This is a genomic window from Cupriavidus sp. 2SB (assembly GCF_005503625.1).
Lineage (GTDB): Bacteria > Pseudomonadota > Gammaproteobacteria > Burkholderiales > Burkholderiaceae > Cupriavidus.
This window is the reverse complement of record NZ_SCMX01000007.1, coordinates 24,559-49,402: the sequence shown is the minus strand read 5'-3', so window position 1 is coordinate 49,402 and position 24,844 is coordinate 24,559. Positions and strand designations below refer to the sequence as shown.

The following is a 24,844-nucleotide window of genomic DNA, read 5'->3' as shown; positions in this document are numbered from 1 at the left end:
CCCGTAGTGCGATGCCGTCGACCTTTCTTGATTCATCGACGGACGTTTCGCTACACAACACGTCCTGGTATTTGATTCCGAGACAAACGAGTAGCCCCGCCCGCTCATGCCTCGCCGAGCCGACCGAAGATCCGGTCGAGCTTCTCACCCAGCGTCGCCGCGGTGAAGGGCTTAACGATGTAGCCGTCGGCGCCGGCGTGAGCCGCTGCGATGATGTTGTCCCTCTTGCCCTCGGCGGTGACCAGCAACACGCGCACGCCGGAGTACTTCTCAGATTGGCGAAGCGTTTGGAGCAAGGTCAACCCGTCCATGCGAGGCATGTTCCAATCCGTCAGGACAACGTCAAACGATCCAGCCTCCAGCTTCTCCAATGCATCGACGCCGTCCTCCGCCTCCTCGACATTCGAGTGGCCAATGTCCTTGAGCAAGTTTCGAACGATGCGACGCATCGTGGCGAAGTCGTCAACCACAAGGAACTTTCGATTCATGTTCATCCGGGCAATCCTGCGGCGTCTTATTGATCCATGGGGAATGAGTTGGCGCCCAGCACGAGGTCTTCACGTACATGCTTGATCAACTCTTCGCCGCCGGCGGTGATGCCATGCGCACGGATGCCGCCGGTAACGGCCCAGTACGTCTTGCCACTGTCGCGGTCGATCACCTTCTTGTGGAGCATCAGGCTGTAGTAGAAGAACCGCTCTCCGTCCCGATAGGATGCGGTCTCCATGACTCCAATCAGCCTGTAGTTCGAATCAAGGGCCTGGACCTTGGCGGGAAGGAACTGGGTCACTACCTCCGTGAACTTGGCCTTGTCCACGACCGCGTCTGTCGACGCCAGATTCATTTCAATCGCGTTGGCGGCCTGCGTCAGGCCGAGGAGCGTTGCGGCCAACGCGCATTTGAGAGCATTCTTCAAGTGCAGCCTCTTCAGATTTGATGAGTTTCGGGAACCGCTCGGAGCGGGAACTGTGTTTGTCCCGGTGCTAGAGCTACTGGTTCTTTACACAGTCGACAGACACGTACTGCTTCTGCTTCCAGGGGTCCTTGGACACACCGACACCCAAGTCTGCAGTCTGCTTCCTAACGGAGGTAGCCGCCGCGTTACATGCAGCCAAACTTGCGACGTGTTCGGTCTTCACTATGACTCCGTGGGCGGTTGTCATGACAATGATCAGAAGGTAAGCACCCATACTTTTCTCCACAGCGACTGGTTATACATGTCAGCGTCAATGCTCTTCACATGAATCCTTCGGAAAGCGCGTACCGCCCCTCCCCCTTCACAACGAAGACCTCGGCATAACGCCGTAAGGTTTGACGGATCTTCTCTCTCCACCAACGGGTTTCAGTTGGGCGGTTGCGCTGCAGTTCTTCGTAGATATCAGCCAGGCTGGCCTCACCTCCCAAACGGCGTAGCGCGAGCTCGATAACCTTCCGCCAAATCGGGCCGCTCCCTTGTTTCAGAACGACCTGGTAGTCATCCTGCATGCGGTGTACGGCAACGGTCTCGTGAAACAAGGCAAATCCCAGAAGCCTGCGATGGCGTTCCTTGTGAAAGAGCGCGAACACCAAGGGGAGCCGCAAGCCGTCGAACACATTCCGCGGCACGAGCTCCTGCGCGATGGTCCAATACTGGTTGTAATCCACTACGCGGCTTGCGGTCTGGAACGCGTAGGCCGGCAGAAGGAATCCAACCCTTCCCCCTTCCGGCAGCAATGCGTGCGCGCGAGCAAGGAATTTGTCCACCAGTGCCAGCTTGAACGGAGGGTTGCCGATGATTGCCGTGGGCCTAGCCTCCAAGTCGACCGTGCAGAAGTCACCAGTGATTACCTCGCGTCCGGTCGCGACTCGCGCGCACTCGGCCGCCAGTGGATCAATCTCAACGCCGATCGCCGGCACACCGGTCGGAATTGCCCCAAGGAAAGCGCCAGGGCCGCAGGCCGGCTCGATAACAAGGTCGTCTCGCCCGAGGTCGCCGAAGTACCGCTCGACAAGCCGCTCCGCCGCCCACGCGGGCGTCGGGTACTGTCCCAATTGGCGAATCTTGTCCTGGTCGTTCATTCTGTTTAGTTCGCGCTTCAGTTGGTGTATTGTTACGTGTTACCGTTACTTTAGTCAAGTAACAAAGGGAAGCCCTAGAAGCGATTGAGGTTGCCGGGCTTGAGGATCAGGTTCATGAAATGCCGCGGTGACAAAACCATCTTCCGCTTCTTCGGCTTCTTCTTCACCTCGAAGTGGCCAGGCTCAATCTCGTAGACCAGCCCGCAGCCGATGGGGACCTCTTCGAGCTGGATCAGCCCCTCGGGGCATGCGTAGTAGAAGACTTCGGACAGATGTGTGTACCCTCGCCGCTTCTCGGGTTTTGCCAGATCGGCCAGAAAATCCTCCCGAGACACCTTCACCTCGTGGATGCACGGGTTCATCCGGTCGGGGTTGTACGACTTGGCGAGAGAAAAGACGTCCGGCCTGACGATGGAGACCCAGTCCGGAACCTCTATGGCCGTTCCAGGTATCGTCACCACGTCTGGAGAGGTGACCTTGAACTCGATGTTTTCCCAGGTCATGCGACCTTGCTGGCGGAGCCATCCCGCTAGGCGGGAGCCGAAGTCGTGGTGGCCAGCTCTCCGCCCGATCTCCCGTCGATGCTCGAGGGCGAGCTCCTGGTCTCCCGCTTTCGTCAGCACGAACTTGGGCTCGGATCTCGGGTTCGGAACCCGCTCAATCAAACCCGCACCGAGCAAGTCGAGATCGATGGGGTCCGGCCGGCCGGTAGCCGGGTGGTGGTTCCCCATGAAGTACCAGCGAAGGCGCCGGAAATGCTTGCGCGTGAGACCGACCCTGAGGGGGATCATTTGCGTGATGACGATCGAGTCATCGGCTGTGCCTGTGGGCGTGCTGGAATCAGGCATAGTTTCTTCCATTGTTTGTGCTTGTCGACGGGAAAGTGGCTATCGGGCCGTGGCTGGTTGGAGCGTTCACGCGGCCCTCTGTCGCCGCTCGTCCTCGCCTGAGAAGACGCGCAGATGGGCGCAATTGGCCGCGATAACTGCGGCACCGTGGTGAGGCGAGACGCTGTTTCCGCACATCCGGACTTGTTTTTCCTTCGTAAAGACACGGCCGTCGTGCCCCACCTCGATCTCGTAGTGGAGTGGGAAGCCCTGCGCCGAATACAGCTCACGTGGCTGCAGCATTCGCAAGCCGATATCGACAATGACGTACTGCCGGCCATCCACAACTACCGTCACCAATGCCAGGAGCTCTTCCCTCGTCAGTTCCTCCGGCGACCTGCCCGCAAGGTCAACGCTCTCGTGCTCGATCAAGAACCGTGCCACTCGCAGCGCCCGCCTCTCATCCGCCAGGGAGAGCTTCGGCCTCGCAGCAGCCGAGCATCGAGCGGCAAGGTGAGCTTCGACAAGCCCGTGGTGTTGCCCCCCTGCACTGATCGTCCGAACCGGCTCGTCCACAGGACGTGCATCACAGTTCCGTCGGAGGTGAGTCAAGTGCGTCGCCACCAAACCCGGCTCGGCGGCATGCAATGGGTGCAGGGAGTGCTTGATCAACTGCTGCTGGGCTCCCTTATTGGTAATGCTCGTCATGGGCCGGCGCAGATCGTGGCCAGGGGTGCCTCGTTCGTCGTTGAATCCGCCATTCATTTGGGCGAGATAGAGGGTGGACAGACCCAAGGCATGGGCAGCGCCTGCAGCTCGCCCCTTCCCGTTTCCGCCGGCGGTGATTGCCGGCAGCGGCTTGGTAAGTTCCAGCCCTGTGGAATCAAATCGGAACTTGACCAGGTGGGCAGCGGCAAGCCCGTTGTTCGACGCACCGCCAGCCCGCCCCACCACCCTTCGGTACCTGATCGGTTTGCGACCTTCCCCGCCAACAGGTGCGAACACCGGTCTGACGTAGGACAACTCTCCGCGGTTGGCGCATGTGATCGTGGGAAGCGGTAGCTCGATATCGTTCATGCGGTCGCTACCATGGTGCGTCAATGGGACGATGAATGGGCTGGCCGTTTCGAGGACGAAGCGCTGAGTACCCTTTGCAATTCTGCGCATGGTCTTCACAACAAGCGGCTTCTTCCCTTGCGACTCGCGATCGAAGATGGACGGGCACTCGAGCGAGAAGTCGATTGCTTCCGCAGCAGCTCTCCACCGCTTTTGGCCTGGAAGCGGATTCTGGAAATGCGTCTGCACTGGCTCTACGTAGGGCAATCCATCCCTACGAGCGATCATGAATAGGCGCTCTCGTGTCGTCTTGGCGCCATAGTTCGCCGCTACTCCGATGTGAACGTCAACCGTGTAGCCGAGCTCCTGGATGCTTTTCACGAACTTTTTCCACGTCCGGCCTTCCTTTTTCGGATCAGGAACGAGGAACTGTTGACGCACTGGTACATGTTCGCCGGGAGCGGCAACAGAGCCATCAATTTTGACGACGCGGCCTGTTGCCTTGTCCCGCTTTGCACGAAGCCCACCCCACTTCAGGATCTGCCGAACGCATTCCAAGCTGATCGTCTCTGGTCGCACCTGCGCTGCCCAGCGGTAGCCGACCCAAGCGAGACTTCTCAACTGATTGCTGCGCGGCTGCCCGGCTGCTGCCTGGCTGTGGTGAGTGCAGTCCGGAGACAAATGCAGCAGTCCGATCGGCCTACCTTTCGTAACCTCGTGCGGGCAGACCTCATACACATCGGCGATGTAGTGAGTGGTCTGCGGATGGTTCACCGCGTGCATGCTCAGGGCGTCATCCGAGTGGTTCACTGCGATATGCGGCGGCCTACCTAGCGCCCATTCAATCGCGGTGCTCATCCCACCGCCGCCAGCGAACAGATCTACGATCAGTTTCGAGTCCAGATCAAGCACCGGCTGCGGCCGATAGCCGTTCACGAATGCCTCAAAGTCAAACTGATCGCGCAGCATAGAACATGTCTCTCCCAAGGTCATATGATCAACGCGGCGCGCTTTCGATTCATGCGCCGTATGTGTACGTGTTATCTAACGTTGTTTCTTTGCTTTTGTCAAGCGAGGCAAAAGAAAACCCCCGCTCGCGATGACGCGTAGCGGGGGTGGTGCAGGGTTAAGTGCAGTGAGCTGTCAGTGCATGGCAGCCTTACTCATCGACGTCCGGCGGCTCGTATGGCGCCTGATCTGCTTGCGCAGTTGCGCGGCCTCCTGAAGCATCTCCGGGCAGACCACTTTCCAGACTGTACAAACTGCGTGTCCGGAGCGAACGACGCGATCGGTTTCCTGGAACTTGTTGAGGTCAAGAATCGACTTCAGGACGCTGTCGTCGAGATCCCAGTTGATGGCGATCTCATCGTCCGCGAAGGCTTCATCGGGCAGGTTCACGTTCAGCCTGGCGTATGGACCCTCATCAGCCCAGAGTTGAATAGCGATCCGACCGTTCGTGAAGACCATTACTTGCGTGGTGATTGCTTCATTCATGAGTATCTCCTTGAGCATGGGTGATCAAACCCGATCCATGGGCCTTGTGGACTGATATGTCCTCCACGCGGCTATATGAAAAAGGCCTGCCGGTTCGGCAGGCCTTATGGGCAACGATCGGGCTTCCAGGTAGTTATCGACCGTGCGCGGACGTCTCGACGTGCGTCCGATCAACCTTGTCCACGGAGTGCAGGAGATATCGCAGGAGCGCCCCGGTGACAAGTAGCACCACAACGACCTTGAGAGGCGAGATCACGCTCAGCGCAATGCCCAGCATCGGGCCCAGGACAACGCAGAACAGGATCGTCAGCGCCGCGATCAGGATCAGGGCAAGCAAGTAGGAGCGCCAGTTTGCGCGAACGTGTTCCATGGGGAATTCCTGTGTGGCCGTTGTATCAGATCGCTATTCTAGTCGTGTTTGTACCTGTTAGGTATCGTTTTGCCGCAAACATGTTCTTTCAGCGCAACCAAACCCCTGTGTAGCGGGGCCCACTGGTGTTCCCGAGAACGGCATCGACCCTCCCTAGGAGATGGCTGTCCGGCACGAAGCCCCAGTATCGGCCGTCCAGGCTATCGCTTCGGTTGTCCCCGAGCACGAAATAGTGGCCCGGGGGCACGATGCACTGCATTCCCGCTCTGCCGAAGGCGCAACCATCTTTGGGATGCAGCGCCACGACGGCGGCCAGATCCGCCCAAGGGGTTCCGGGCCGGTGGAGTGACTGGTACCTCGTCGATTCGAGCCGCTCGACGAACTGGTCGGCCGCCACGGGGTGGCCAGCGTCGCTCGTGTAGGTGTAGCTGCCGGCGGGAGTTTGGAGAAGCCTTTCACCGTTGATCTCGATACCTGCATCATCGACGCGGACGGTATCACCCGGGATTCCGATTACTCGTTTCACGAACGCGCGGCTTCGATCGGGCGGGTACTCGAAGACGATCATCTGTCCTCTAGCGGGCTGGCCAATTGGGATCAGCGGGAGGTTGAGCACTGGCAGGCGGATGCCATAGGAGAACTTATCCACGATGATCACGTCGCCAACTGATAGCGTCGGCCGCATGGATGACGACGGGACAACGAAAGGCTCCACAACGAAGAACCTCACCAGACATACGCCCAGCACCATGAGGAATGCGTCGCTCCCGTAACGCGCCACCCCGGACGTCCAGCGGCGCCCATGAGTGCGCTTGGCCAACCAGTCCGCGCCCCATAGAAGGCCGCTCACCGCAGCTGCCACAAGCAGTGCTGAGGGCAACGTGGCGACGTAGACCAGCAGCAGGAACGGGCCGAAGATCGCACAGGAGTACCCAAGGGACAGAAGCCTACTGTTGACCTCGTCTGTTTCCCCCCGACGGCGGCCGTAAGCCACCATGGCCGGCCCGGCGGCGGTCAGCGCCAAGCCCGACAGGAAGAGGCTCATGCGACACCCCCATTGCTTGGTCGTTTGCGACGTACGAGTTTGCAAATCAGCCATGCCGCAGACAGCACAGCCAGCCCACCGGATACCCAGCCGACGGTCTCGGCGGCGGCCCACAAACGCACGTACCAGGTGCTCCTGTGGAGTAGGTCCCTGGCCGTGATCGCGACCGACGCGAGCAGGAATGCAATCGCAAGGACGTTGAAGGCGATTGTGAGCAGCAAATAAGGGCGAAAGCTCTGCCGCCAGTTCACGATGATGGTCCGTACGTTCATTCTGATTCCTTCTGGGGTGCCAAAGACCACCCGAACTCGTCGACGAGCAGCCGCCAACCAGCAAGAGCGCCAATGAGATGGGAATCGCCCTCTCGTACAGCGTTGACGTTCAGGGTCCGGCAGTAGTAGCCGGCGAGCTTGGCGGTGGCAGCGCCCAACTCCTCTCGGAACGCCGCATGTGCCGGCGTACCTTCACAGGGCGAACAGCTTTCGAACTGGAGCGGGAATGGCTGCACGACCAGTAGTCCGGGAGCGAAAGAGGAGCACAGCCACCTCAGCATGAACTGGCCGAGCCACTCGCCTAACCTTTGACCTTGCTGGTCAGCCCTCACCTCAATGCGGGAGAGATGTAGGATCGGAGCGGACCCGAGCAAACGGCCGACGTCCTGCACGGCCGATTGCGACAGTGCGATCGCCATAGAGCTCAACGCACTACTGGCGCTATCGCAGGCATCCAGGAACTGCCACTCCTCGAGGGTCTGGCCGGCGCACGGCGACAGCAAGTCGAACTCCACGTACGCGCGTGGAAAGGCCTCGCCTAGTCTGAACGCCTGCGCATGCACGCCTCTGGCATCCATGCCGGAGTCTTCCGAGAGAAAGCTATCGGACACCTGGCAGAGGACAAGCCACGGCTCCTTGGCAAATTCGGCGTCCAGGCGGATTCCGTCAGTCAACGCCTCGACTTCGCTGAAGTAGCCGGTCTCTTGCCGGCGCCGCGGCCAACCCAGTTCCAAGGCGGTGGTGGATTTGTTAGCAGTCACGATGTCTCCGTTGATGGGGCCACAACGGCGGTTCAATGCCGCGGCCTAGTTGCGCTTCCAGCCAACAACCTTGTCCTTGAAGCCCTTGCCGGGCGCGAAGGTCGGTACCGTCCTGGAGGGGATCTCGACGAAGGCCCCAGTGCGAGGGTTTCGCGCGGCGCGGGCGGCGCGGGTGACCCCACGGAATGCGCCAAATCCAACAATGGTCACCTCGCCACCCGCGGCGACCTCGTTCTCAATCGCCGACAAGACCGTCTGAAGTGCACGCTCTGCGGCGACCTTCGTGAGACCGCAACCTTGGGCGACTTTCGCCACCAACTCTGCTTTGTTCATGACACCTTCTCCTGTTTGCAACAGAGGCGACTTGGCGTCGCCCCATCCATACTCGTTAGCGCGAGACAAGTCCCTCGCCGGCGGCACCCCACAACCGGCTGACGTAGCCGTCGTCCGCGATCGCGATTTCTTCCCTCCGTGGACGGCCGCCAATTGCGAAGGACGCATGGCCTGATACCTGCGCGCGAATGGAATCGAGGGCGAAGGTTCTGCAGGAAGCGTTCTCTGTGATGTGACAATCGGCCTGAGAAGTGACCAGTGCCTCGCAGTCAATCGAGCTCATCCCGCCGGCGGAGACTGTGAGGTGCCGGCAGCGTCCGCCTGCCGATACTTCACTGGAGTCGGTACCTTGGATCTCGAGCGCATCCACGTCGATATCGGCGATGCTGACGATCGCGTCGCCGCCCGCGGCAACGCCGGCGATCTGGGGCGCGGCAATACCGACGACTACGCGTCCCTGATGTTCGAACGCGTGGTGGGCACCGGGATCGACCTCGATCACCAAGGTGCCCTGGCTGACAACTGTGCTGACGGCCTGCAGCTGCGCCTGCGAGCTGGCGGAAAGCCTGAGCTGATGGTCGGGCAGTTGGTGGAACTGCAGATCGAATGGACCAACAACGCGTAAGCGGGACGGAACCAGGATCTGCCGCTGCTCGGCGAGCATCTCAAGGTGGACGTCACCAGACGGCTCGTTCGATCGCCGGCCAGCCAACCTGCGGCTGCAGCACCAGAGAACTCTCAAACGCTGAAAACCGCTCATCCGCGAGCCCCGTCCTTGGGCACAAAATGGATGTCGTTCTCCTCGGCGTCATAGGCCCAGTGTCCATCGGCATCAGGGGAATACGCCTCTCCTTTCAACAGTTCAAGAGCAACCGCCCTTTCGCCGTCTCGCAGATCTGGGAGCCATCCATCCACCATGCTGGTGAATCGCTGCTCGTAGAGCTCGTAGAACTGGCCACATCCCTGGTTGGCCAGCGCCGACATCTCGCGGATCTTGGCTTGTAGATCCTCTCGCGTGAGCGGTCGCAACTCATACTCGCGTTGGCCCCAGCCGGCCTTCCAGTTCTTCGCCAGTGCGATATCGCTGGCGAGCAACGGAGATGGTTCAAGGTTTGGGTAGCCGGCATAGCCAGCTTGGAACGCGAGCTCGATGGCCAGAGTTTCTTCGCGCCTGTCGGCAAACAGCCTGCTGAGCGCGATCGCCGCACTGGCCTCCAGCGCATAGACGGCCGGATCTGCTGGAAATACAGTCGTATTTGTATCCTCTCGAATAGCCTCCGGCCTTTCGAGTACGCGCAACACCAGGGCACCCAACACGGTGAGCTTCAGCGAGGCGCCATCACGCATGGCATCGCCCCCTTCCCCCGTACTTGCGCCTGCAGCTGGCTCAATGAGACCGAGCATCCGCAACGACCGACAGGATTCCTCGGTAAACTGTGACGCGGCATACGCCGCTCGGCGCACCGCACGCAGGCCATCAACGGTCTCCGGCGGCATTTCCACGCCGCAAAAGCGCACCGCCCCATCCTTTGCCTTGATCAGGCTGCGAACTGACTTCAACTTTTCCCTCCTGGGCAAGCACATTTCCACCTATCTCGCTTCATATCGCGTAGCAATACACCCTCAGTGGAAGGCTCACGATGTTCGAGCGAAAAAAAGCCCGCATAACGCGGGCAAGCGGTGATACGAGGAGAAAGGGGTCAGGCGGCGCCAGGCACGAACAGCGTATAGACGACGTACACGAGGCAGAGAGTGGCGAAAAAGCCGCTCAGAACGAGAGTCAGGCGATTTTCGGCCAGCAGATCCGTCACAAACGCGTCGAAGTCCGGGGGCACGGAGGAGGCGTTGTCCGTTTTCACGGTGAAAAGGCGCTTCCGGCGCTGGAAAGCGATCAGGAAGATGAAGGCACAAATCACGAGGGCAGCACGGGCAGCAACAAGGGGAGTCATGGTGGGCATCAACCTTTTCGGTTACTCAGCGGTTCTTATGATACATAACACGTATCGATACGTCAACAATGAATTTTAGGCGCGTGAAACGCTCCATGTGCAGAGCACCAGAGGCTACCGCGCCTGAACGGCGTTACGGTGGAGCGCCTCGATACCGCGCTTCAGCTTTTCGCTCTCCCCTGCTTGGTAGCTGGGCCACGGCGCGAACGGCCACTCCGACAGTACCCCGCCCCAAACCAGCGAAGTCGGGCAGCGGTACCGCGCCGTCTCGCTGTCGATTCGCACGAGAGAGATGCCATCGCATTGGACGTCATCGACGCCCAGGGCTCGTGCGTCTCCGATGCCGGACTTGTCTCGGTCGCTGAAGAAAACCCAGTGATCGAGTGTCGTCCCGGTCAGGTAGATGCCGGCAAGCACGGCCCAGACGATCATGCCGACCCGAATTGCGGGCCCTTCCGCGGCCTGGTGCCTAGCCGCGAGCAGCTTCTTGCCGAACACGACGACGGTTAGCACGCCTAAGGCGAAAAACAGCGGCACGCTCAGGTTGGTGCCTGGTCGCTGCGCCCCGGTGAAAACTGCCTCTAGGCCGAAGCCGAAGATCACCGCGCAAGCCCCCACTGTTGCGGCCAGCCAATGCAGCACGGCAGTTATGCGTTGCGGTCCGTCGCGGTTCGAAAGCGCGCGGAAAGTTGCGATCATGTGGGCATACAGCAAGAACGTGGTGGCTGCGAGGAACGGCATTGGTGGGGATGCTTCGAAAAGACGGTGTGAGAATCGAATGATGTGCGCTCGGGTCATTCGCCGGCGAAGGCGATCGCGTCATCTGGGACGTCGATGCCATGGTGCTCGCGCACTTTCTGGCGGAACGTGTGCCATTGCTCTGGGCCGGCAACACCGTGAGCGCAGAAGAGACACTGGGGAGCCCCGGCCATCTGCGCTTCGCCGCTGGCGTGAACGTCGATGCCAAATCGCTTGCTAAAGCGGGCAATACAACTGCCATCGGCCCAGTTGACCCAGACGGTATCGCCCTGTGCGGAGGTTCGGACCTCGAAGGCGGACCCTTCGGCATCTGGCCAGCTGGGCTCGGCCGGCGCTGCCCCGCCCGCGGCACCGCTCTTTGGCGCCTCAACCCCCAAGGCCAACCGGTCAAGGAAGCCACTGGCCTTTTCGGCAGACCAAAGCTCGCCCGGTCGGCCATCAGGGTCACCGCCCTGCTGCAAATACCAGTCGCCAAAACGCCATCCGACCAGGTACTGCTCAGACCGCCCGGTCGGCTCTCCGGCGGTGGCGACGTCATCAAGACACTGTGTAGCCATTCCGATTGTCCGTTACGCCGCTGCTGCAGTGCTGGAGCCTATGACGTTCAGAAGGTCGTAGACCGTGTCGTAGATGCCTTCCCTGCAAACGAAGAAGATCGAGCCGCCGGCGTCGGCCTTGAGGAAAGCCTGGCGAACGAGCTCCTTTGCCTTGAACTTGGATGCCACATCGACCAGCTGAGGCGAGTTCTTCCCGAGCTCCTTCAATCGCTCGTAAGCCGCCTGCCCAACGGGCGTCAGATACAGCCCTTCGCGTGCGACATTGCCAATGCCGAGGCCTACCGCGAACTTACCCGCCGCGGTGACGGTGTCCAGGACCACATAGGACTCGAGGTACTTCGCCTGGTCTTTGATCTCGCTGGAAATCTTCATTTTCAACTCGCTCATTGCTCGGATAGCGCACATTCGCCAACCGTATGCCGTTGGCTATCAAGCGTCAGCCGGCAAACCCAGTTCGGTGCGCCATGTAAATTGGTATGACCCCAACAGGTTCAACAGCCGCGTCCCATCATCCAATCCGCTTGGCCGCCAACCGAGTGTCAGCCCATCCCACAGAACATAGACGCCATGAGCAAACTGGCGCAGACGCTCAGCTTCCTCGGCAGGCTTACCACGGGATGCCTCCAAGAGCTGCTGAATACGATGCTCAGCCTCGTTTGTTACTTCTTTGTAGTCCCATGATTTCATCGGAGTCTTCCCTGTCATATATTCGTCTGCTGCGACGCTGCGGCATGCAGAATTGACCAAGAAATACCGGCACCCGCTATCTCTTCTGTCAACGACCGCAAACCTGCCTTCACATCTCAAAGTCCCTGTCGCGTTGCGAGTGTGTCGCGCTGTCGTTCTCTGCTACCCGGTTGAGCCCAAGCCGTTGGCGGTAATGGCCTGTGATCGTAGAGAGCAACTGGTTGTTGGCTCGCTTCTGATCAAGCTCCAGCCCCCCTTCCGCAGTGACCGTAGCGACGTAGAAGGGCTTCATATCGGAAACCTCATCAAGGTAGGCCAGGATTTCCGCTGTATCCGCGAAGGAACCGATCCTCCCCCCAACACCCGCGTGCGCGACGATGTATTCCGGCATACACAAACCGAGGTCGGACAGATCCGCGGCCAGAACTCCGTTCTCCCGTGGGAGACTGGACACAGACACCGCAGGAACGTACGGAAGCTTGGAATACTGGATATACAACCCGAACGAACCCCGATTTGGCCTATGCACTTTGGTTAGTGCGTCAACCTGCAAGCCCTTGGTGTTCTTCTGGTCGTAGTGAAGCGTGAATGGGTTGGCATCGGCTTCAGCCTTCTTTGCCTGAATCCAGAAAGCCCTCGCAAAGCCGCTCCCTGCCACCTGCTGTCCAGCAACGATCAGGAGAATATCGGCACCTACATCCGCTTCCTTCACTGCCGGCTTGGCATGCTCAAAGATCACGCTATAGGCAACCTGCAGATTCCCGCTTTCGGCGGAGAACCTCGATGCCGTCCCGACTTCTGAAGCCAATGCCTTCAAGAACTCCCCGGAGACCCCGTCCTCGACCTTGGCCACGACCGCATTTGCGGCAGCGCGACAAGCGTGGACAACGCACCAGTACAACGCCCATCGCGCTGGACTAGAGAACTGGTCCATACGGCTCACGTCGGACGGCGATGCACCATCCCTCAGGAATGCGCTTCGGAATTTCCATGTTTTCTCATGGAAGCTTGCGGGCGTCCCAGGCGGAAACTCCACCAGTGAGGGCAAGCACCAGTCCTGGCGGTCCCGTTCTTGCTGAGCTGCTTCTCGCAGTTTCCGATTCTCTTCCTGGCTTCCCGTCAGAGCGCGCTCAGTCGTCGCGAGTGTCGACCGCAAAAGGGAAAGCTGCTCCTCGCGCTTGTCAAGCGTCTTTGACAGATCGCTGACGAGATCTACTTTCGCTTGAAACTCCTGCTTCCTGACCAAACCCAAGGAAGACAACAAAAACTTGATGAATGCCTGCATAACGCGGGTGGGATTGACAGTTATCGTATAGATACGTGTTACGAATCATACGTGAGATCTTTCTACTTGCCAAGAAACAGGACAGAGCCGGCCGTGCGCGCTCGATCCAGGGCTGTCGCAGAGGAAAGCTGAGCCCAGAAAGCCAAAGGCCCGCACGATCTTTCAATCGTGCGGGCCTTTGACTGCAAGTGCGATCTTTCGATCGCTTCCCAACCTCAGAGGAGAATCTGAGACCGATGTGTGTTTCGGTATGGGGTCTATTAGACATGAGGATGGCCCCCGTGGCAAGGACCATTACCCCGGGGTAACTCCAAAGCCGCGGCGCAGGAAAGGAAAAAGACGCCGCGGAGAAGCTCCGCGGCGTGCTGGACAACAGTTACTGGCAACGGAAGACCGCAAGGCCTCCCACGTCTCCGCTGGTCGGGGTAACGGTACCGTACGCAATCACGAGATAGGGTTTGCTCAGGTCCGAGCCAACCGTCTCGGCAATCACGGACGAACCACCGCCAGTGGTCGGCATGTCCACCAACACGTTGGTTTTCGACAAAGTCACACCATGGTCAGCGCCGATATCGAGCGACAGGTTCAGTGTGATCACCTTCGTAGCCAGGTTGATGATCGCCGAGCTGCCCGCACCATTGAAGGTGCCAGCGGCGGTCGAACCATCCAAGCTCGTCGGTTTCGTCGAAGCCTCGTAGGCGCATGCCAGCGTGCCGGTGCTCGGGCCCGAATACAGATCCAGGGGGATGCCCACTGCATACGGCGCAGCCTGGTTGACCCGGAGCGTCTGGGTGTTGTTGACCGTCGGCGTCGTGACGTCGAACGAGCCAACCTTCCAGCGGCCGATCGCATACTGACCGTTGCCGGCCACATCATCGATTTCTGCGACGTCGGACAGCTTCACCGACATCGCGCCACTGCTGGCACCCAGCGTGCTGTACGCCCCTTCTGCCGTAACTGCCTGCGCGGTCGCAGGGACGGTCAGAGCCGAAAGGAAGTTTCCAGCCAAACCCGTCGGCTTCAGCGCAGTGCCTGCAAACAGCACGGTAACGTTCTGCGAGCCAACCAGCGATGCACTGCCGGTGACCTTCAGGCCGGGCGTACCGGGGCCGGACGGGTTGGTCGGGGTCGTCGGATTCGAGGGATCAGTCGGTGTCGACGGATCGGTCGGAGTCGTCGGACCGGACGGATTCGCCGGATCGGCCGGTGTGGGGTTCGATGGGTTGCCCGGTTGCGGAGTCGAGATGATCGGCGTGGAGTCCGGCTTCACCGTCTCCTCACCACCACCACCGCACGCAGCGAGTGCCAGCGAAGCAGCCAGTGCAGCCAGAATTGCAAAGGGTCGAGTCGATTTCAACATGAGTACATCTCCTTGATCGGTTGAGATTGGAACAAGCGTCATATCTCTCCCGCCGACTGGCGGGGTGAGCCTTACGGGTGTGGTATGGGAAACACCGGGAGATAAACCTCACAGGCCCGCGACGCTGGCCGCCGCGGCGGCGGCCGTGCCGCGCGACGACGAGTAGGCGACTACGAATGAAAATGCCCGCGGCCGATCGGGAGATCGTGCACGCGGGCTTATTGGGGGATGAGGTCAGACCACAGACGCCTCAGCCGGGAAGCCGGCGGTCATGACATCAGGCGGTAAAGCCGTATTCAACTTTGAGACCCTCTGCAAGGCCGTTGGCCTGGGCAATCAATGAGGCGTCATGCTTCAACAAGTCGTTCATGCGCTCGGCCTCCCGCTCGATCGCGGCACCGGTCATGGGGTGCGTCTCTTCGCCCCGTAGGTGTCGCTTGGCTGCGTCGGTCAGGGATGGCTCCAAACCCATCTTCTCGGCCACGAGAAGGATGATGCTATTGCCGTGTCCATAGGTCATCTGCTTTGCAGTGCAAGCCATTTTCCATTCTCCTGAATAGTATGCGGGTTGAGCCGCGGTTGAGTGCCAACGGAGATGCATCACAAGCAAACCCACGCTTCAAAAGAATGAAAGCCCCGGCCACCTGAGGAGGTGCGCACGGGGCTGGATGTAGGGTTTAAGCGAGTGCCGGTTCGTCGGCTATCGGCTCGTAGTCTTCTGCATAGCGTGCATGCAGGTTCAAATCGTCGTCCAAGAAGAAGACATCGCCGTCAGCAGCGGCCTCGAACTTTTCCATCAGTACAGCGATCTGGGCGCTGCTCGTTTGGATGATGTAGCCACCGTCGCTCGGATAATCCGCGAAACGGAAGGTGCCGTCAGGCTGGACCACCACTTCACCGTTCTGCAGTCGCAGTTCCTCCTCAATGCCCCCGGGGCCCCAGGCTGGATAGCAGGCAAAACGCGCCTCAGTGAGCTCGTACGCCTTACACACGGCAACGAGCCTGGCAAGCTTGCCGATGAACGAATGCGTAACGTCGAAGGCGGCGTAGGTCGGTGCCTCAGCGGACTCGCTGGTGCCACTGGCTTCGATAACTACCCTCGCGGTCTTGTTCGTGCAACCGATTCGGTTTTCCTGCTGAGTCATAGCGATTCTCCTGGTAAGGTGGGTTGACTTGCAGGTAGGTATGCGGAACGCCTACCCGTAATCGCACTGGTGACGCCTGCAAGCCCTGCGACGCGCAGTAACAAAAAATGCCCGCGGCACGACGTGAGTCGAGCGCGCGGGCATGGGGTTTCGGTTGCTTCACTTCATTGTTCGGGACGATGGAGCTCGGCCACCCGGGCACTCCGATCGGGGACTTAAAAGCCCTGGTCAGCGCCGAGGCCGTACGACTTCTTCGCATGGCTGTACACCGACTCCTCGTAGACGGTGCGATGCGGATCATCGGAAAGTCCGCATGACTTCAAGTAGTGCTCGACGAGTGAGCCAAGCCGCGCCTTCGTCCGATCGCCTGATGCGGCAAACACCTCCAATGCGCAGCGATAGGCGTATGGCAGATGCTGGATGGGAACGAGTTCCATTCGGTGCTCCTTTGTTGGGGGTTGAACTTGCGAACCGTTATGACAAACACCCTCCTCTACCCGCCCACGCATGAAAGAAAAAGGCCGTCCGAGGTGGACGGCCTGTGGTGAGATTTAGGCTACGGGAAAAGCGCGGTGATTCAGCGCTCCATAACGTTGCCAGCAGCGGAGGTGGCGTTCTGCCCAATCAGGCCAGCGATAACCGGGTTTGGACGCCAGCGGCTGTCATCAAGCCAGTCTGCGATGTCTCGCAGCTTGCTCGGAGGCATTGCCTCGGCATCGAGGGCGATCATCGTCCCTTCGAAGCCGTTGGCGACCGCGTCTGCCTTTGCCAGTTCGAGGTGCTTCCCCAACAGTTCTTCTTCCTCCGTCACTTCCACCGTGCAGGTGTGAATCGACGGATTCCAGGCGCTGTCCAAACATGCGACAAAAATCCTGACGGGTTGCTTCACAGCGTTGCTCATGGTGAGATCTCCAGAATGAGTGGCGTTGACTTGCGATCGGAGATGCCGACCAGAGACGTGTAAGGCGAACATCCCCTCCTGCTACTCAACACGCGCGATCCGGATCTTGCCGATGACGTCTCGATCCCTCCAGAGCTCCTTCGCAGCAATCTCGAGGTCCTCGTCCGAATGGCCCTCCTCCCGAATCAGCGTGAACGTCGCACCGAATGACCCTGCAAGGGTGTAGTCAAAGACCACCCCGTTCGAAGTCACCTCCCCGAAGCGCCTGTTCCGTTCTACGTCCGATGCGCAATACACCGTGTCGCAGTTGCGCGTTAAAGACTTGGCCATCGTTCAGTTCCCCTTTGCCGCCAAACCCGGGGCTACCTGGTCGTTGCACCCCGTCAGGTACTCATGCGCGGAGGCATGGGCCTGTTCGGGCTGGGCGTAACCATCAGGGCAATGAGACTGAATCCAAGCCTCCGGCCGCACGAACTGCCCAGGCAAACCCGGGACCATCGGAAACCAGCGCGACATGAACTGGCCGTCAACCATTCGGTAGTCACGGACAGCCCGCGTTTCCGCGGGGCCGACAGACATGTCCGCTTGTGCCAGCACTGCTGAGCTCCGAACCCAGTGATGCGCGTCGTTGAGCAAGAAGCTCCGCGCCTGGTCGTCACACTGACAGAAGAGTTTATGCGCAACCATGGCTCGCGCCACGTGATCCAGATCGAGAAGATCCTCGGCGGTAACCGTGGGCTTCGCAGTCAGCACCTCCACCTCCTCCTTCCGGGTTGCGTACAGCACCTCTACCACGTCGCGCGGCATAGATCCCTTGGTCGGGTACTGCTCGCGCAGTCTCCGCGACGAAAATCCTGCTCGCACCTGAATTACTTGATTCTGCATACCTTCTCCTTCCTTGCGGGTTGATCGATGAAGAGGGATGCGCAACATGCGGAAATATATCAACTTGATACAGGCTGATACCACCTCCGTGTTATGTATCAGTCAAGCATCGTGGTGTATCGTCGATGCCGCCGGCGGAGCTGGCTGATGCAGGGGTTAGCCATGACGGTTCCGCCGGGAAACGACTCAAAGATCAAAGGAAAATGACAACTCATCGAAAATCAGGTGTACTGGCTCGCCATACCGCGATCATCGCCAGCGCGATCGTCTTGTCCGCATGTGGTGGGGGTTCAGACTCCCAGGCACAAACGCCCCCGACTGAAACGCCGGCGCAGGCGGTGCAACGCCTGGAGCAAACCGGCCAGCTTCCGATCCTCGACCGGTCTCCAGACGTGAAAGGTCCGGATGCCAATGGAAACGGCATCCGAGACGACATCGAGGCCTACATCATCAAACAGCCCTACGACGCTGGCCAGCGGGCGGCCGTCGAGCAGCTGGCGAAAAGTTTGCAAGCGACCCTGCTCGTCGATGTGTCGAACAATGAGGCGCTGCGTGCAGTCGATCAGCAGGCCAATCGCGCAATCCACTGCATCTGGAGTCGCTTCACGACTACCGCAGCGGCTTCCGGCGCCGTGACCATGTACGAGAAGCTGACGGCCAACACGGAATTCCGCGCCCGCGCGTACCTCGCCTACAGCAAGGCCTTAGACGGCACCGTTTCATCCCAGCCGCGAGGAGACACCTGCGATGCGCAATAAGCTCAGGAACCTCCCGCTGGCCACCCTCATCTCGGTGACGGCTGCTCCAGGCGTGGTGACGGCCCAGTCCCAGACAGTACTTTGCTCACACGGAGGCATCACGGTCGGCTTCTTCAACGGGGTTTGGAACACCCGCAGTCAGGCCCAGAGTGCCCGGGAAGCCCTCGCTCAACTGTATGGCGACACATACGCGCCAACGGGCGAGCCGATCAGTTACGACAATTTTTTCAACACGACGGGCTCGGAACACGGTGCCACCGGCGCTGAGGATCTGATCGAGACTTTCAAGCAACGCGCGGCCGAACAGGACGCAGTCTTGCAGAACCGTTTCGAGCTGTTCTGGGAGGCCATCTCCTCGGATACCCAGCAGAACTCATTCACCCGGGTCCTGTCGACCGTTGGGGCCTTTGCCGGCGTGCTGGGTGGCATCTATGACGATATTCGCGCAAAGACAGTCGCTGCTCTCACTTCCTGGGCAAGTACTCCGCCGACGCTGACCAACTACCTGGAGCACCAGGCACGGGTGGACGGGCATCTAGCAGCCCACAAAAAGGTGGTCCTGGTCGCGCACAGTCAGGGCAATCTGTTCATGAACGCGGCGTACCGCTATGCAACATCGAAGGCTGGGGCAGCCGCGGTAAAGGCAGTTCACATCGCGCCGGCGTCGCCGACACTGAACGGCGAGTACACGCTTGCCGATCTGGATCTCGTGATCAACGGTCTACGCCTGATCGGTACGGTGCCTGCCAACAACGTGAAGATCTCGGCAACGGGGCGCGAGGATGTTTCCGGTCACGAGCTCGTCCGCACCTACCTCAACGAAGTGCTCCCCCCGATTGGCCCGCTCAACCCTAGGGGCATGGTCAAGCAGCACCTCGGCAATGCGCTCTCGACCGTGCAGGCTCCCCAGTCGACAGGCTCCGACGGATTCTTCACTGTCACCTTGACGTGGGATGGGGCCGGAGACGTCGACCTTCACTCGATCGAACCAACAGGCAGGCACGTTTTCTATGCAGCAAAGAAGGGATTGTCCGGCGAGCTCGATGTCGACAATATCGTGGGATTCGGGCCGGAGCACTACACCGCTACGTGTGACGCCACCAAGCTCGCGCTTGGGACGTATGCCATCGGTGTGAACAATTTCTCCGGCGCGACCGGGCGAACCGCGACGGTTCAGATTGCATCCTATGACGAAGGGGTGCTCCTGACGCGCTCGGTGGGTGTCGGAATGGCTCGCGGCACTCCCGGGGACAACTCGCCAATCCCCGTTGCGACCGTGCAGGTGAGGCAAGAAGGAACAGGCCGCCTGCGTGTGACTGCGCAGTAGCCCGCGCTTGGTCAGGGGTCCCGTTCCTCAACCTCGGACAGGATGGGATGGGACCCCGAGTATGACCTACCCTTCGGTCGGTACCGGTTGCGGTAGCGTCAGAATTTCTGGTAGCCTGTAGATGTAAATCTCAACACCGCGCAAGACGCATTCAGTCCTTCCGCGCCGACTGAGGTTCTCCGTCTTCATGATCTCTGCCGATGGCAGTCGGGTGCGAATCGGATCAAACAAGGCCTTCCGACTCGCGTCGCAGTCCAGTACCGCTACGTCCCCGCCGTCGTCCGTCAGCACGTACCCCATTTCCTGGAGACTCTCGTGCCAAGCAGCCTCAGCTGCTTTGTCGGAGACAGGCGTGTCAGACTCCAGCAGGCCGAAGCCGAAGCGTCCCTTGGGGTTGCAGCTGAGTATCGCCTTGCATCCATTGCTGCGGAATGCTACTTCGGAGACTGTCCCAAACCCCTCAAGGCTCCACCAGGTGTACAAGCGATCCTCCAGAACCTGCAGGCTGAGTTGCGTGTGCTCGGGCGCCTGCTGATTGCCGAGTTGGGCCTCCACCTCGCGTATCCGTGCATTTGCCTTGCGTAGAGCTGCGTGACGTGCCTCCACGTCGGCGGCGCTGTCCATCTTTACGCCCAATACACCTGCGAGATCCGCCAGGTTGAACTCGCAGGCCCTCAGGGTGGCGTCAGCAAGCCCAACGCTTGGCGATTTCCCCTCGCCCACGCCTCGGGCCAGGGTCTGCAAGGCAAACATCATGTCCTGGATTTTTCGCGTCGCGACTGCTCTGGAGTCGGGAGTCAGCGGAATCGGCGTTGAGTCAAAGGCGATCCCCAGAGGGGGAATGATTTCCGGCATCCGTGCCCCCTTAGCCGAAGCGGCCGTTCGCGTCCAGGCTCTGTGCAACGGGCAGAACCGTCTCTATCCCGCGGCAGAGCAAGGCCTGCGCAACTTCCTCGGGATTGCCGCCGTATAGGCCTGTCTTCGCAATCCTGTCGAGCAGCGCTCGTACTCTTTCGTTCACCTCCAGGAGCAGATGGTCTTCATCCTTTCGAATCCAGCCTCTGTCCGAGCGCGGCTTGAACGCCAACTCTTCTGCAACCTCCGTCAGCAGCAGTTTGCGATCAGCGCCATCCTGAAACGCCTGCTCCAGATACTCCGCTTCCCCCTCGAGGACGTCCCTGGCGACGATCTCCGGCATGCCGTGATCGTGGACGAGGAGATAGCTGACACCTGCCCGGAACTCGTCAAATGTCGCGAGATCGTCAGTCTTCTTAGAGGGCTTCGGTTCCGGCTTCGTTCCCATGGATGCTTCCTGAGTAGTTCGTGTTGGATGTCACGTGAAGTGTTACCGCACCGGTCTGTGCAGCCATCCTCCTTTGAAGAGCCGCTGCCTTCGCCGGGCTCACAAGGCCATAAGGCGCGCAGTGCTCGCATTGCGGCGCCATGAGGTCAAAGGCAAGGTGCTTTGACAGGTTGGAACAGACTGGGCACTCAACCGCCGTTTTCCACCACGCGTTGTTGTTCCGAATCCGTTCTGTCCTCGCCAGCGCGCACGACGGACAAGCATAGTGGTCCGTTTCTTCGCCACCTTCCCCGGCACTCGAAATGGCTGCATAGAGCCGCGCACCAGGTGAAGCGTTCTCGCAGCGATCGCAGTCACAAGTCGATTTCGCCACAAAATCGCAGCGGGCATAGCCGCCAACCTCGACGATAGCCGCCTCCTGGCGCACAGCCTTGGCGTCGGCCTTCTTCTTCTGCCGGCGGTTCATGCGCCTGAACCGCCCGCGCATCAATCCTTGGTTGACTTTCATCACGCCCTCAATAACGTGCATGTGATCATTTTAAACCTTAACAGATACGCATACTCTGCGTCCGAGGATTCTACGACAGAATGCTCACCGCAACCATGTCCGATTTCGACATGCAGACGGCCGCGAAAGATCACTGGGCAGTCGACGACGTGGAGCGATTCAACCAAGGCGCGAGGTGGGTCATCTCGGCCGATGAAGATGTGTTTGTACGCCGCGACGGCATCTGCCTCGGCTAACCCTGATCCTTCCCCGCATCGCCCTGCCCCTCCCATTGCGCGACACCCGATTCCGAACACGGGCAAGAAGAAACCCCATCAGCCTTCGGCAGGATGATGGGGTGTGGGGGTTAGATTCTGAGGGCCTCTACTTAGCGAGTTTAATCTGCGTGTCAATAGCGTGCGTCGCTGCAACGATTTAACTGCATGCTTGCAGCGGTCCGCTCGACTTTGATGCTACGCGTGCTCACCGTCGCTCGACACAGTAACGCTACTCCTTTCCCCTTGATGCTCCACATCGGCGTTCCACGACTCGAGGCTCCTGTCGCGCAGATCGTCTAGTGCGAGGCGGGCCGCCTCCTCCGGCGTTCCTGCCGTAACCGAGACGGTAAAAGTTACGTTGAAGTCTTTCATGATAGGTATCTCCTTCACAGCCCGTTAATCGCTTCGCGGAACGCGTCAAAAGCACTTTCACGGGAGGGCAAGCCCTCCAGAAGCTTCAGGTCGTCGCGGTGGAACACTACAAACCATGTTCCATAGACCTAAGTGCACCAGGCTACTGTTGCGTTTCCTTTGAGAAGGAAGTCGTTGACTGGTGTTGCGATTAACCGAGTAGGGCTGTTGCGTTTCATTGGCAGTGGCGACCATTGCCCGGAAGCCAAGTGGGCACCCGGATGAGTATTTTGGAGCAAACCCACTAGGCGTTCGCACAACAAGCCCTCCACCGATTTCCATCCCAAACTCATCAACGATTTGCATTCAATCCCGCCACCTTCACCACGCAGAACTTATCTAACAGGTCAAAGCTAAAGGGGCTCAATGTCGCAAATCGACCCGGAGCAGACAAAGCTCACGCGCGCCCAAAGGTTCTTCGCCATTCACTGGGACTGACCTGGTTTCTGCGCTTGAAGTGCTGACGCAGCGAGGTCGGGTTCTGAAATCCGACCAGGTCAGAGATGGCTTCCACCGGCAAGGTGGTGCTTTCCAGCAGCTCTCGGGTCCGCTGCAGGCGTTCGTTGATGAGCCAGTCTCCCAACGACATGCCGGTCGCCTTGCTGAAGTGGCGCGTGAACGTGCGCCGGCTCATGGCGGCGCGTTGGGCCAGCGCATCGACCGAGTGGACCTGGTTCAGGTGCTGGCGCAAATGGTCCAGCAACTGATTGATCCTGGCATCTTGCGTGGAAGGGGCAAGCGGCTGTTCAATGAACTGAGCCTGTCCTCCTTCGCGGTGAGGCGGCACCACCATCATCCGGGCGACTTTGTTGGCCGTTTTCTGGCCGTAGAACTTGCGCACGATGTAGAGGCAGCAGTCCAGGCCCGCCCCTGTTCCCGCCGATGTGATCAGGCCATCGTCATCGACATACAGCGCATTCATGTCCAGTTGCACTTGCGGAAAGCGCAGCTTGAAATCCTGCTCCGCCATCCAGTGTGTGGATGCGCGTTTGCCATCCAGCAAGCCCGCATAGGCGAGGACATACGCGCCGTAGCACAGCCCCACCACATGGGCACCCCGCTGGCGGGCCTGGCGCAAGGCGGCCATCAGCTCGGGCTCAGGACGCTCGGCCAGATCATGCCAACCGGGGATCACGACGATGTCAGCCTTGGCCAGCAACTCCAGCCCGCCATCGGGTTGGACGAACAAGGCCCGCTCGGCCGCCAGCGCGGTGCCGCCTGGCGTGACGATCTTCAGATCGAACAGCGCCTGCTCGGGCAACTGCGCACTGAAGATCAAGAACGGCACGCCAAAGTGAAACGGGCTGAAGTGCGGGTAGCTCACGAGGGCCACGAGGGGAAGTCGCTTTGACATGGAGCTCCTGGGTGAAGTGGCCCAATTCTTTCGAATATTGACGCTTGGGTCAATTCTACAAAGGGGCGAGAGACACGACCATGGAGGCCTCTTCAACTCAACGCGGGTGTCCCCCATGTTCTCGATGAAAGCTTTCACTCCCCTGCTGGTCTCGCTGTCGCTGGGCGCCTTTGCGGCAACCGCCTGGTCTGCACCGGCAACCGTCACCGGCACCTCGGTCAAAGTGCAGCAGATCCGTAACGCCACGGTGAAGATCGACTTTGCTGGCACGACCTTCCTGGTCGACCCGATGCTGTCGGACCAAGGGGCGTTCCCCGGCTTCCCGGGCACTTACCGCAGCGAACTGAGAAACCCCTTGGTCGCGCTGCCCTTTTCAGTGAAGGATGTGCTGGACAGCGTGGAAGCAGTGGTCGTGACCCACACCCATACAGACCATTGGGATGAGGCCGCTCAAAAGGCGATCCCCAAGAGCCTGCCGGTCTTCACGCAGAACGAAGCGGATGCCAAGCTCATTCGCAGCCAAGGCTTCCAGGACGTCCGCGTGCTCACCGGCTCCACCACCTTCAAGGGTGTGAAGCTGAGCAGGACCGGCGGTCAGCACGGCACGGATTTGTGGTTTGCCGACCCCGCGCGTGCGGCGTTCATGGGCCCGGTCATGGGGGTCGTGTTTGCGGCGCCGCAGGCAAAGACGGTCTACGTGGCGGGGGACACGGTGTGGCGTCCGGAAGTGGATCAGGCACTGAAGCTGCACAAGCCCGACGTGGTGATCCTCAACACAGGGAGCGCGCTCGTGAGTGGCTTTGAGGAGCATCCCATCATCATGGGCAAGCAGGACACACTCCAGGCCACCAAGGCAGCGCCCCATGCGGCCATCGTGGCCGTGCACATGGATGCGGTGAACCACATGTCACTCACCCGCAAGGCCCTGCGTGAGTTTGTGCAAGACCATAAAATTGAGCAACGGGTGCTGATTCCCGAGGATGGCGAAACCCTCCGGTTCTAAACTACTACGGTGCCTCGTCGTCAAGACCGGACACGGGGGACCAGAGACCGCTTTTGGCCGGGAGTGTCAGTCTCGAACCGCGCCCGAGAGCAGCCGTTCGGCGTGGTGGGCCGGTACGACAGCCTCTTGACTCAGAGCAAGCGCCCATTTCGCCTGTAGGCGCATCTTGGTTGGCCCTC

Annotated in this window: 35 protein-coding genes; 4 read left to right on the top strand and 31 right to left on the bottom strand. The window is 59.9% G+C overall.

Translation table 11 applies throughout. The features are described 5' to 3' along the window. Positions 1–104: 104 nt before the first annotated feature. The 26 genes from cheY to FFS21_RS04905 all read right to left on the bottom strand — a co-directional run bounded on the left by cheY (position 105) and on the right by FFS21_RS04905 (position 17,744). Positions 105–494, bottom strand: a complete 390-nt coding sequence (cheY, locus tag FFS21_RS05030; RefSeq protein ID WP_137923833.1) for a chemotaxis response regulator CheY — start codon at positions 492–494, stop codon at positions 105–107. Between the two features lie 20 nt (positions 495–514). Further along, entirely contained in the window at positions 515–916 is a 402-nt protein-coding gene (locus tag FFS21_RS05025) for a hypothetical protein (protein ID WP_225934815.1), read from the bottom strand. A gap of 320 nt (positions 917–1,236) precedes the next feature. Continuing rightward, complete coding sequence (locus FFS21_RS05020) at positions 1,237–2,058, bottom strand: class I SAM-dependent methyltransferase (protein WP_137923832.1); 822 nt, start codon at positions 2,056–2,058, stop codon at positions 1,237–1,239. Positions 2,059–2,132: 74 nt separating this feature from the next. After that, the gene (locus FFS21_RS05015) at positions 2,133–2,906 is read right to left on the bottom strand and encodes a hypothetical protein (RefSeq protein WP_249359154.1); all 774 of its coding nucleotides are present in this window, start codon (positions 2,904–2,906) and stop codon (positions 2,133–2,135) included. A 66-nt stretch (positions 2,907–2,972) separates the two neighbouring features. After that, entirely contained in the window at positions 2,973–4,910 is a 1,938-nt protein-coding gene (locus FFS21_RS05010) for a DNA cytosine methyltransferase (protein ID WP_137923831.1), read from the bottom strand. A gap of 174 nt (positions 4,911–5,084) precedes the next feature. Beyond that, positions 5,085–5,435: a hypothetical protein gene (locus FFS21_RS05005; RefSeq protein ID WP_137923830.1), complete on the bottom strand. Its 351-nt coding sequence runs from the start codon at positions 5,433–5,435 to the stop codon at positions 5,085–5,087. Between the two features lie 133 nt (positions 5,436–5,568). Beyond that, positions 5,569–5,805: a hypothetical protein gene (locus tag FFS21_RS05000; protein WP_017510888.1), complete on the bottom strand. Its 237-nt coding sequence runs from the start codon at positions 5,803–5,805 to the stop codon at positions 5,569–5,571. Between the two features lie 88 nt (positions 5,806–5,893). After that, positions 5,894–6,850, bottom strand: a complete 957-nt coding sequence (gene lepB / locus FFS21_RS04995; protein WP_137923829.1) for a signal peptidase I — start codon at positions 6,848–6,850, stop codon at positions 5,894–5,896. Continuing rightward, the gene (locus FFS21_RS04990) at positions 6,847–7,122 is read right to left on the bottom strand and encodes a hypothetical protein (protein ID WP_137923828.1); all 276 of its coding nucleotides are present in this window, start codon (positions 7,120–7,122) and stop codon (positions 6,847–6,849) included. The genes lepB and FFS21_RS04990 overlap by 4 nt, the downstream gene beginning before the upstream one ends. Next, entirely contained in the window at positions 7,119–7,883 is a 765-nt protein-coding gene (locus tag FFS21_RS04985; protein ID WP_137923827.1) for a hypothetical protein, read from the bottom strand. Before FFS21_RS04985 ends, FFS21_RS04990 begins: the two co-directional genes overlap by 4 nt. 45 nt (positions 7,884–7,928) lie before the next feature. Continuing rightward, complete coding sequence (locus FFS21_RS04980; RefSeq protein ID WP_029309235.1) at positions 7,929–8,216, bottom strand: HU family DNA-binding protein; 288 nt, start codon at positions 8,214–8,216, stop codon at positions 7,929–7,931. 55 nt (positions 8,217–8,271) lie between these two features. Continuing rightward, complete coding sequence (locus FFS21_RS04975; protein ID WP_137923826.1) at positions 8,272–8,880, bottom strand: GIN domain-containing protein; 609 nt, start codon at positions 8,878–8,880, stop codon at positions 8,272–8,274. 92 nt (positions 8,881–8,972) lie between these two features. Beyond that, the gene (locus FFS21_RS04970) at positions 8,973–9,776 is read right to left on the bottom strand and encodes a hypothetical protein (protein ID WP_225934814.1); all 804 of its coding nucleotides are present in this window, start codon (positions 9,774–9,776) and stop codon (positions 8,973–8,975) included. Positions 9,777–9,916: 140 nt separating this feature from the next. Next, positions 9,917–10,174 carry a hypothetical protein gene (locus FFS21_RS04965; protein ID WP_249359151.1) on the bottom strand — a complete coding sequence of 86 codons (258 nt, stop codon included), beginning with the start codon at positions 10,172–10,174 and terminating at the stop codon, positions 9,917–9,919. A gap of 105 nt (positions 10,175–10,279) precedes the next feature. Further along, positions 10,280–10,906 carry a hypothetical protein gene (locus FFS21_RS04960; RefSeq protein ID WP_137923824.1) on the bottom strand — a complete coding sequence of 209 codons (627 nt, stop codon included), beginning with the start codon at positions 10,904–10,906 and terminating at the stop codon, positions 10,280–10,282. A gap of 53 nt (positions 10,907–10,959) precedes the next feature. Then, positions 10,960–11,481: a hypothetical protein gene (locus FFS21_RS04955; protein ID WP_137923823.1), complete on the bottom strand. Its 522-nt coding sequence runs from the start codon at positions 11,479–11,481 to the stop codon at positions 10,960–10,962. 12 nt (positions 11,482–11,493) lie between these two features. Next, a complete protein-coding gene (locus FFS21_RS04950) occupies positions 11,494–11,853 on the bottom strand; it encodes a hypothetical protein (protein ID WP_137923822.1) in 360 nt (119 codons plus the stop codon). A gap of 57 nt (positions 11,854–11,910) precedes the next feature. Then, positions 11,911–12,168, bottom strand: coding sequence for a hypothetical protein (locus tag FFS21_RS04945; protein WP_137923821.1), 258 nt, complete (start codon positions 12,166–12,168; stop codon positions 11,911–11,913). 109 nt (positions 12,169–12,277) lie between these two features. Next, complete coding sequence (locus FFS21_RS04940; RefSeq protein WP_249359149.1) at positions 12,278–13,453, bottom strand: DUF6615 family protein; 1,176 nt, start codon at positions 13,451–13,453, stop codon at positions 12,278–12,280. Positions 13,454–13,829: 376 nt separating this feature from the next. Then, positions 13,830–14,813, bottom strand: coding sequence for a hypothetical protein (locus FFS21_RS04935; RefSeq protein ID WP_225934813.1), 984 nt, complete (start codon positions 14,811–14,813; stop codon positions 13,830–13,832). A 277-nt stretch (positions 14,814–15,090) separates the two neighbouring features. Then, positions 15,091–15,354 (bottom strand): hypothetical protein, encoded by a 264-nt coding sequence (locus tag FFS21_RS04930; protein WP_137923819.1) that lies wholly within the window; start codon positions 15,352–15,354, stop codon positions 15,091–15,093. 136 nt (positions 15,355–15,490) lie between these two features. Further along, on the bottom strand, positions 15,491–15,958 hold the full coding sequence (locus tag FFS21_RS04925) for an arylamine N-acetyltransferase family protein (RefSeq protein ID WP_137923818.1): 468 nt from the start codon (positions 15,956–15,958) through the stop codon (positions 15,491–15,493). 215 nt (positions 15,959–16,173) lie between these two features. Next, complete coding sequence (locus FFS21_RS04920; RefSeq protein WP_149135130.1) at positions 16,174–16,395, bottom strand: hypothetical protein; 222 nt, start codon at positions 16,393–16,395, stop codon at positions 16,174–16,176. A gap of 140 nt (positions 16,396–16,535) precedes the next feature. Further along, on the bottom strand, positions 16,536–16,859 hold the full coding sequence (locus FFS21_RS04915) for a hypothetical protein (protein WP_137923816.1): 324 nt from the start codon (positions 16,857–16,859) through the stop codon (positions 16,536–16,538). 81 nt (positions 16,860–16,940) lie between these two features. Further along, positions 16,941–17,189: a hypothetical protein gene (locus FFS21_RS04910; RefSeq protein ID WP_137923815.1), complete on the bottom strand. Its 249-nt coding sequence runs from the start codon at positions 17,187–17,189 to the stop codon at positions 16,941–16,943. Between the two features lie 3 nt (positions 17,190–17,192). Next, positions 17,193–17,744: a hypothetical protein gene (locus tag FFS21_RS04905; RefSeq protein ID WP_137923814.1), complete on the bottom strand. Its 552-nt coding sequence runs from the start codon at positions 17,742–17,744 to the stop codon at positions 17,193–17,195. Positions 17,745–17,947: 203 nt separating this feature from the next. On the opposite strand from FFS21_RS04905, the gene FFS21_RS04900 reads away from it, so the two are divergent. Together FFS21_RS04900 and FFS21_RS32395 are read left to right on the top strand one after the other, a co-directional pair. After that, positions 17,948–18,502 (top strand): hypothetical protein, encoded by a 555-nt coding sequence (locus tag FFS21_RS04900; RefSeq protein WP_137923813.1) that lies wholly within the window; start codon positions 17,948–17,950, stop codon positions 18,500–18,502. After that, complete coding sequence (locus FFS21_RS32395) at positions 18,492–19,829, top strand: YfaP family protein (RefSeq protein WP_225934811.1); 1,338 nt, start codon at positions 18,492–18,494, stop codon at positions 19,827–19,829. Before FFS21_RS04900 ends, FFS21_RS32395 begins: the two co-directional genes overlap by 11 nt. A 66-nt stretch (positions 19,830–19,895) precedes the next feature. Here the strand turns inward: FFS21_RS32395 and FFS21_RS04890 are convergent, their stop codons facing one another. The 3 genes from FFS21_RS04890 to FFS21_RS04880 are packed head-to-tail and all read right to left on the bottom strand — an operon-like array spanning position 19,896 to position 21,640. Beyond that, a complete protein-coding gene (locus FFS21_RS04890) occupies positions 19,896–20,684 on the bottom strand; it encodes a hypothetical protein (RefSeq protein WP_137923812.1) in 789 nt (262 codons plus the stop codon). A 10-nt stretch (positions 20,685–20,694) separates the two neighbouring features. Beyond that, positions 20,695–21,132 carry a hypothetical protein gene (locus FFS21_RS04885; RefSeq protein WP_029309220.1) on the bottom strand — a complete coding sequence of 146 codons (438 nt, stop codon included), beginning with the start codon at positions 21,130–21,132 and terminating at the stop codon, positions 20,695–20,697. After that, a complete protein-coding gene (locus FFS21_RS04880; protein ID WP_187192332.1) occupies positions 21,101–21,640 on the bottom strand; it encodes a hypothetical protein in 540 nt (179 codons plus the stop codon). The genes FFS21_RS04885 and FFS21_RS04880 overlap by 32 nt, the downstream gene beginning before the upstream one ends. 80 nt (positions 21,641–21,720) lie before the next feature. Between FFS21_RS04880 and FFS21_RS31930 the strand changes: the two genes are divergently transcribed. After that, positions 21,721–21,876: a hypothetical protein gene (locus tag FFS21_RS31930; RefSeq protein ID WP_160172348.1), complete on the top strand. Its 156-nt coding sequence runs from the start codon at positions 21,721–21,723 to the stop codon at positions 21,874–21,876. 216 nt (positions 21,877–22,092) lie between these two features. Here the strand turns inward: FFS21_RS31930 and FFS21_RS31925 are convergent, their stop codons facing one another. Further along, the gene (locus FFS21_RS31925; protein WP_160172347.1) at positions 22,093–22,269 is read right to left on the bottom strand and encodes a hypothetical protein; all 177 of its coding nucleotides are present in this window, start codon (positions 22,267–22,269) and stop codon (positions 22,093–22,095) included. Between the two features lie 436 nt (positions 22,270–22,705). Beyond that, positions 22,706–23,662 (bottom strand): GlxA family transcriptional regulator, encoded by a 957-nt coding sequence (locus FFS21_RS04875; RefSeq protein ID WP_137923811.1) that lies wholly within the window; start codon positions 23,660–23,662, stop codon positions 22,706–22,708. Between the two features lie 115 nt (positions 23,663–23,777). Here FFS21_RS04875 and FFS21_RS04870 point away from each other — a divergent pair, with 115 nt between their 5' ends. After that, complete coding sequence (locus FFS21_RS04870; protein WP_232776335.1) at positions 23,778–24,665, top strand: MBL fold metallo-hydrolase; 888 nt, start codon at positions 23,778–23,780, stop codon at positions 24,663–24,665. Positions 24,666–24,844 lie beyond the last annotated feature (179 nt).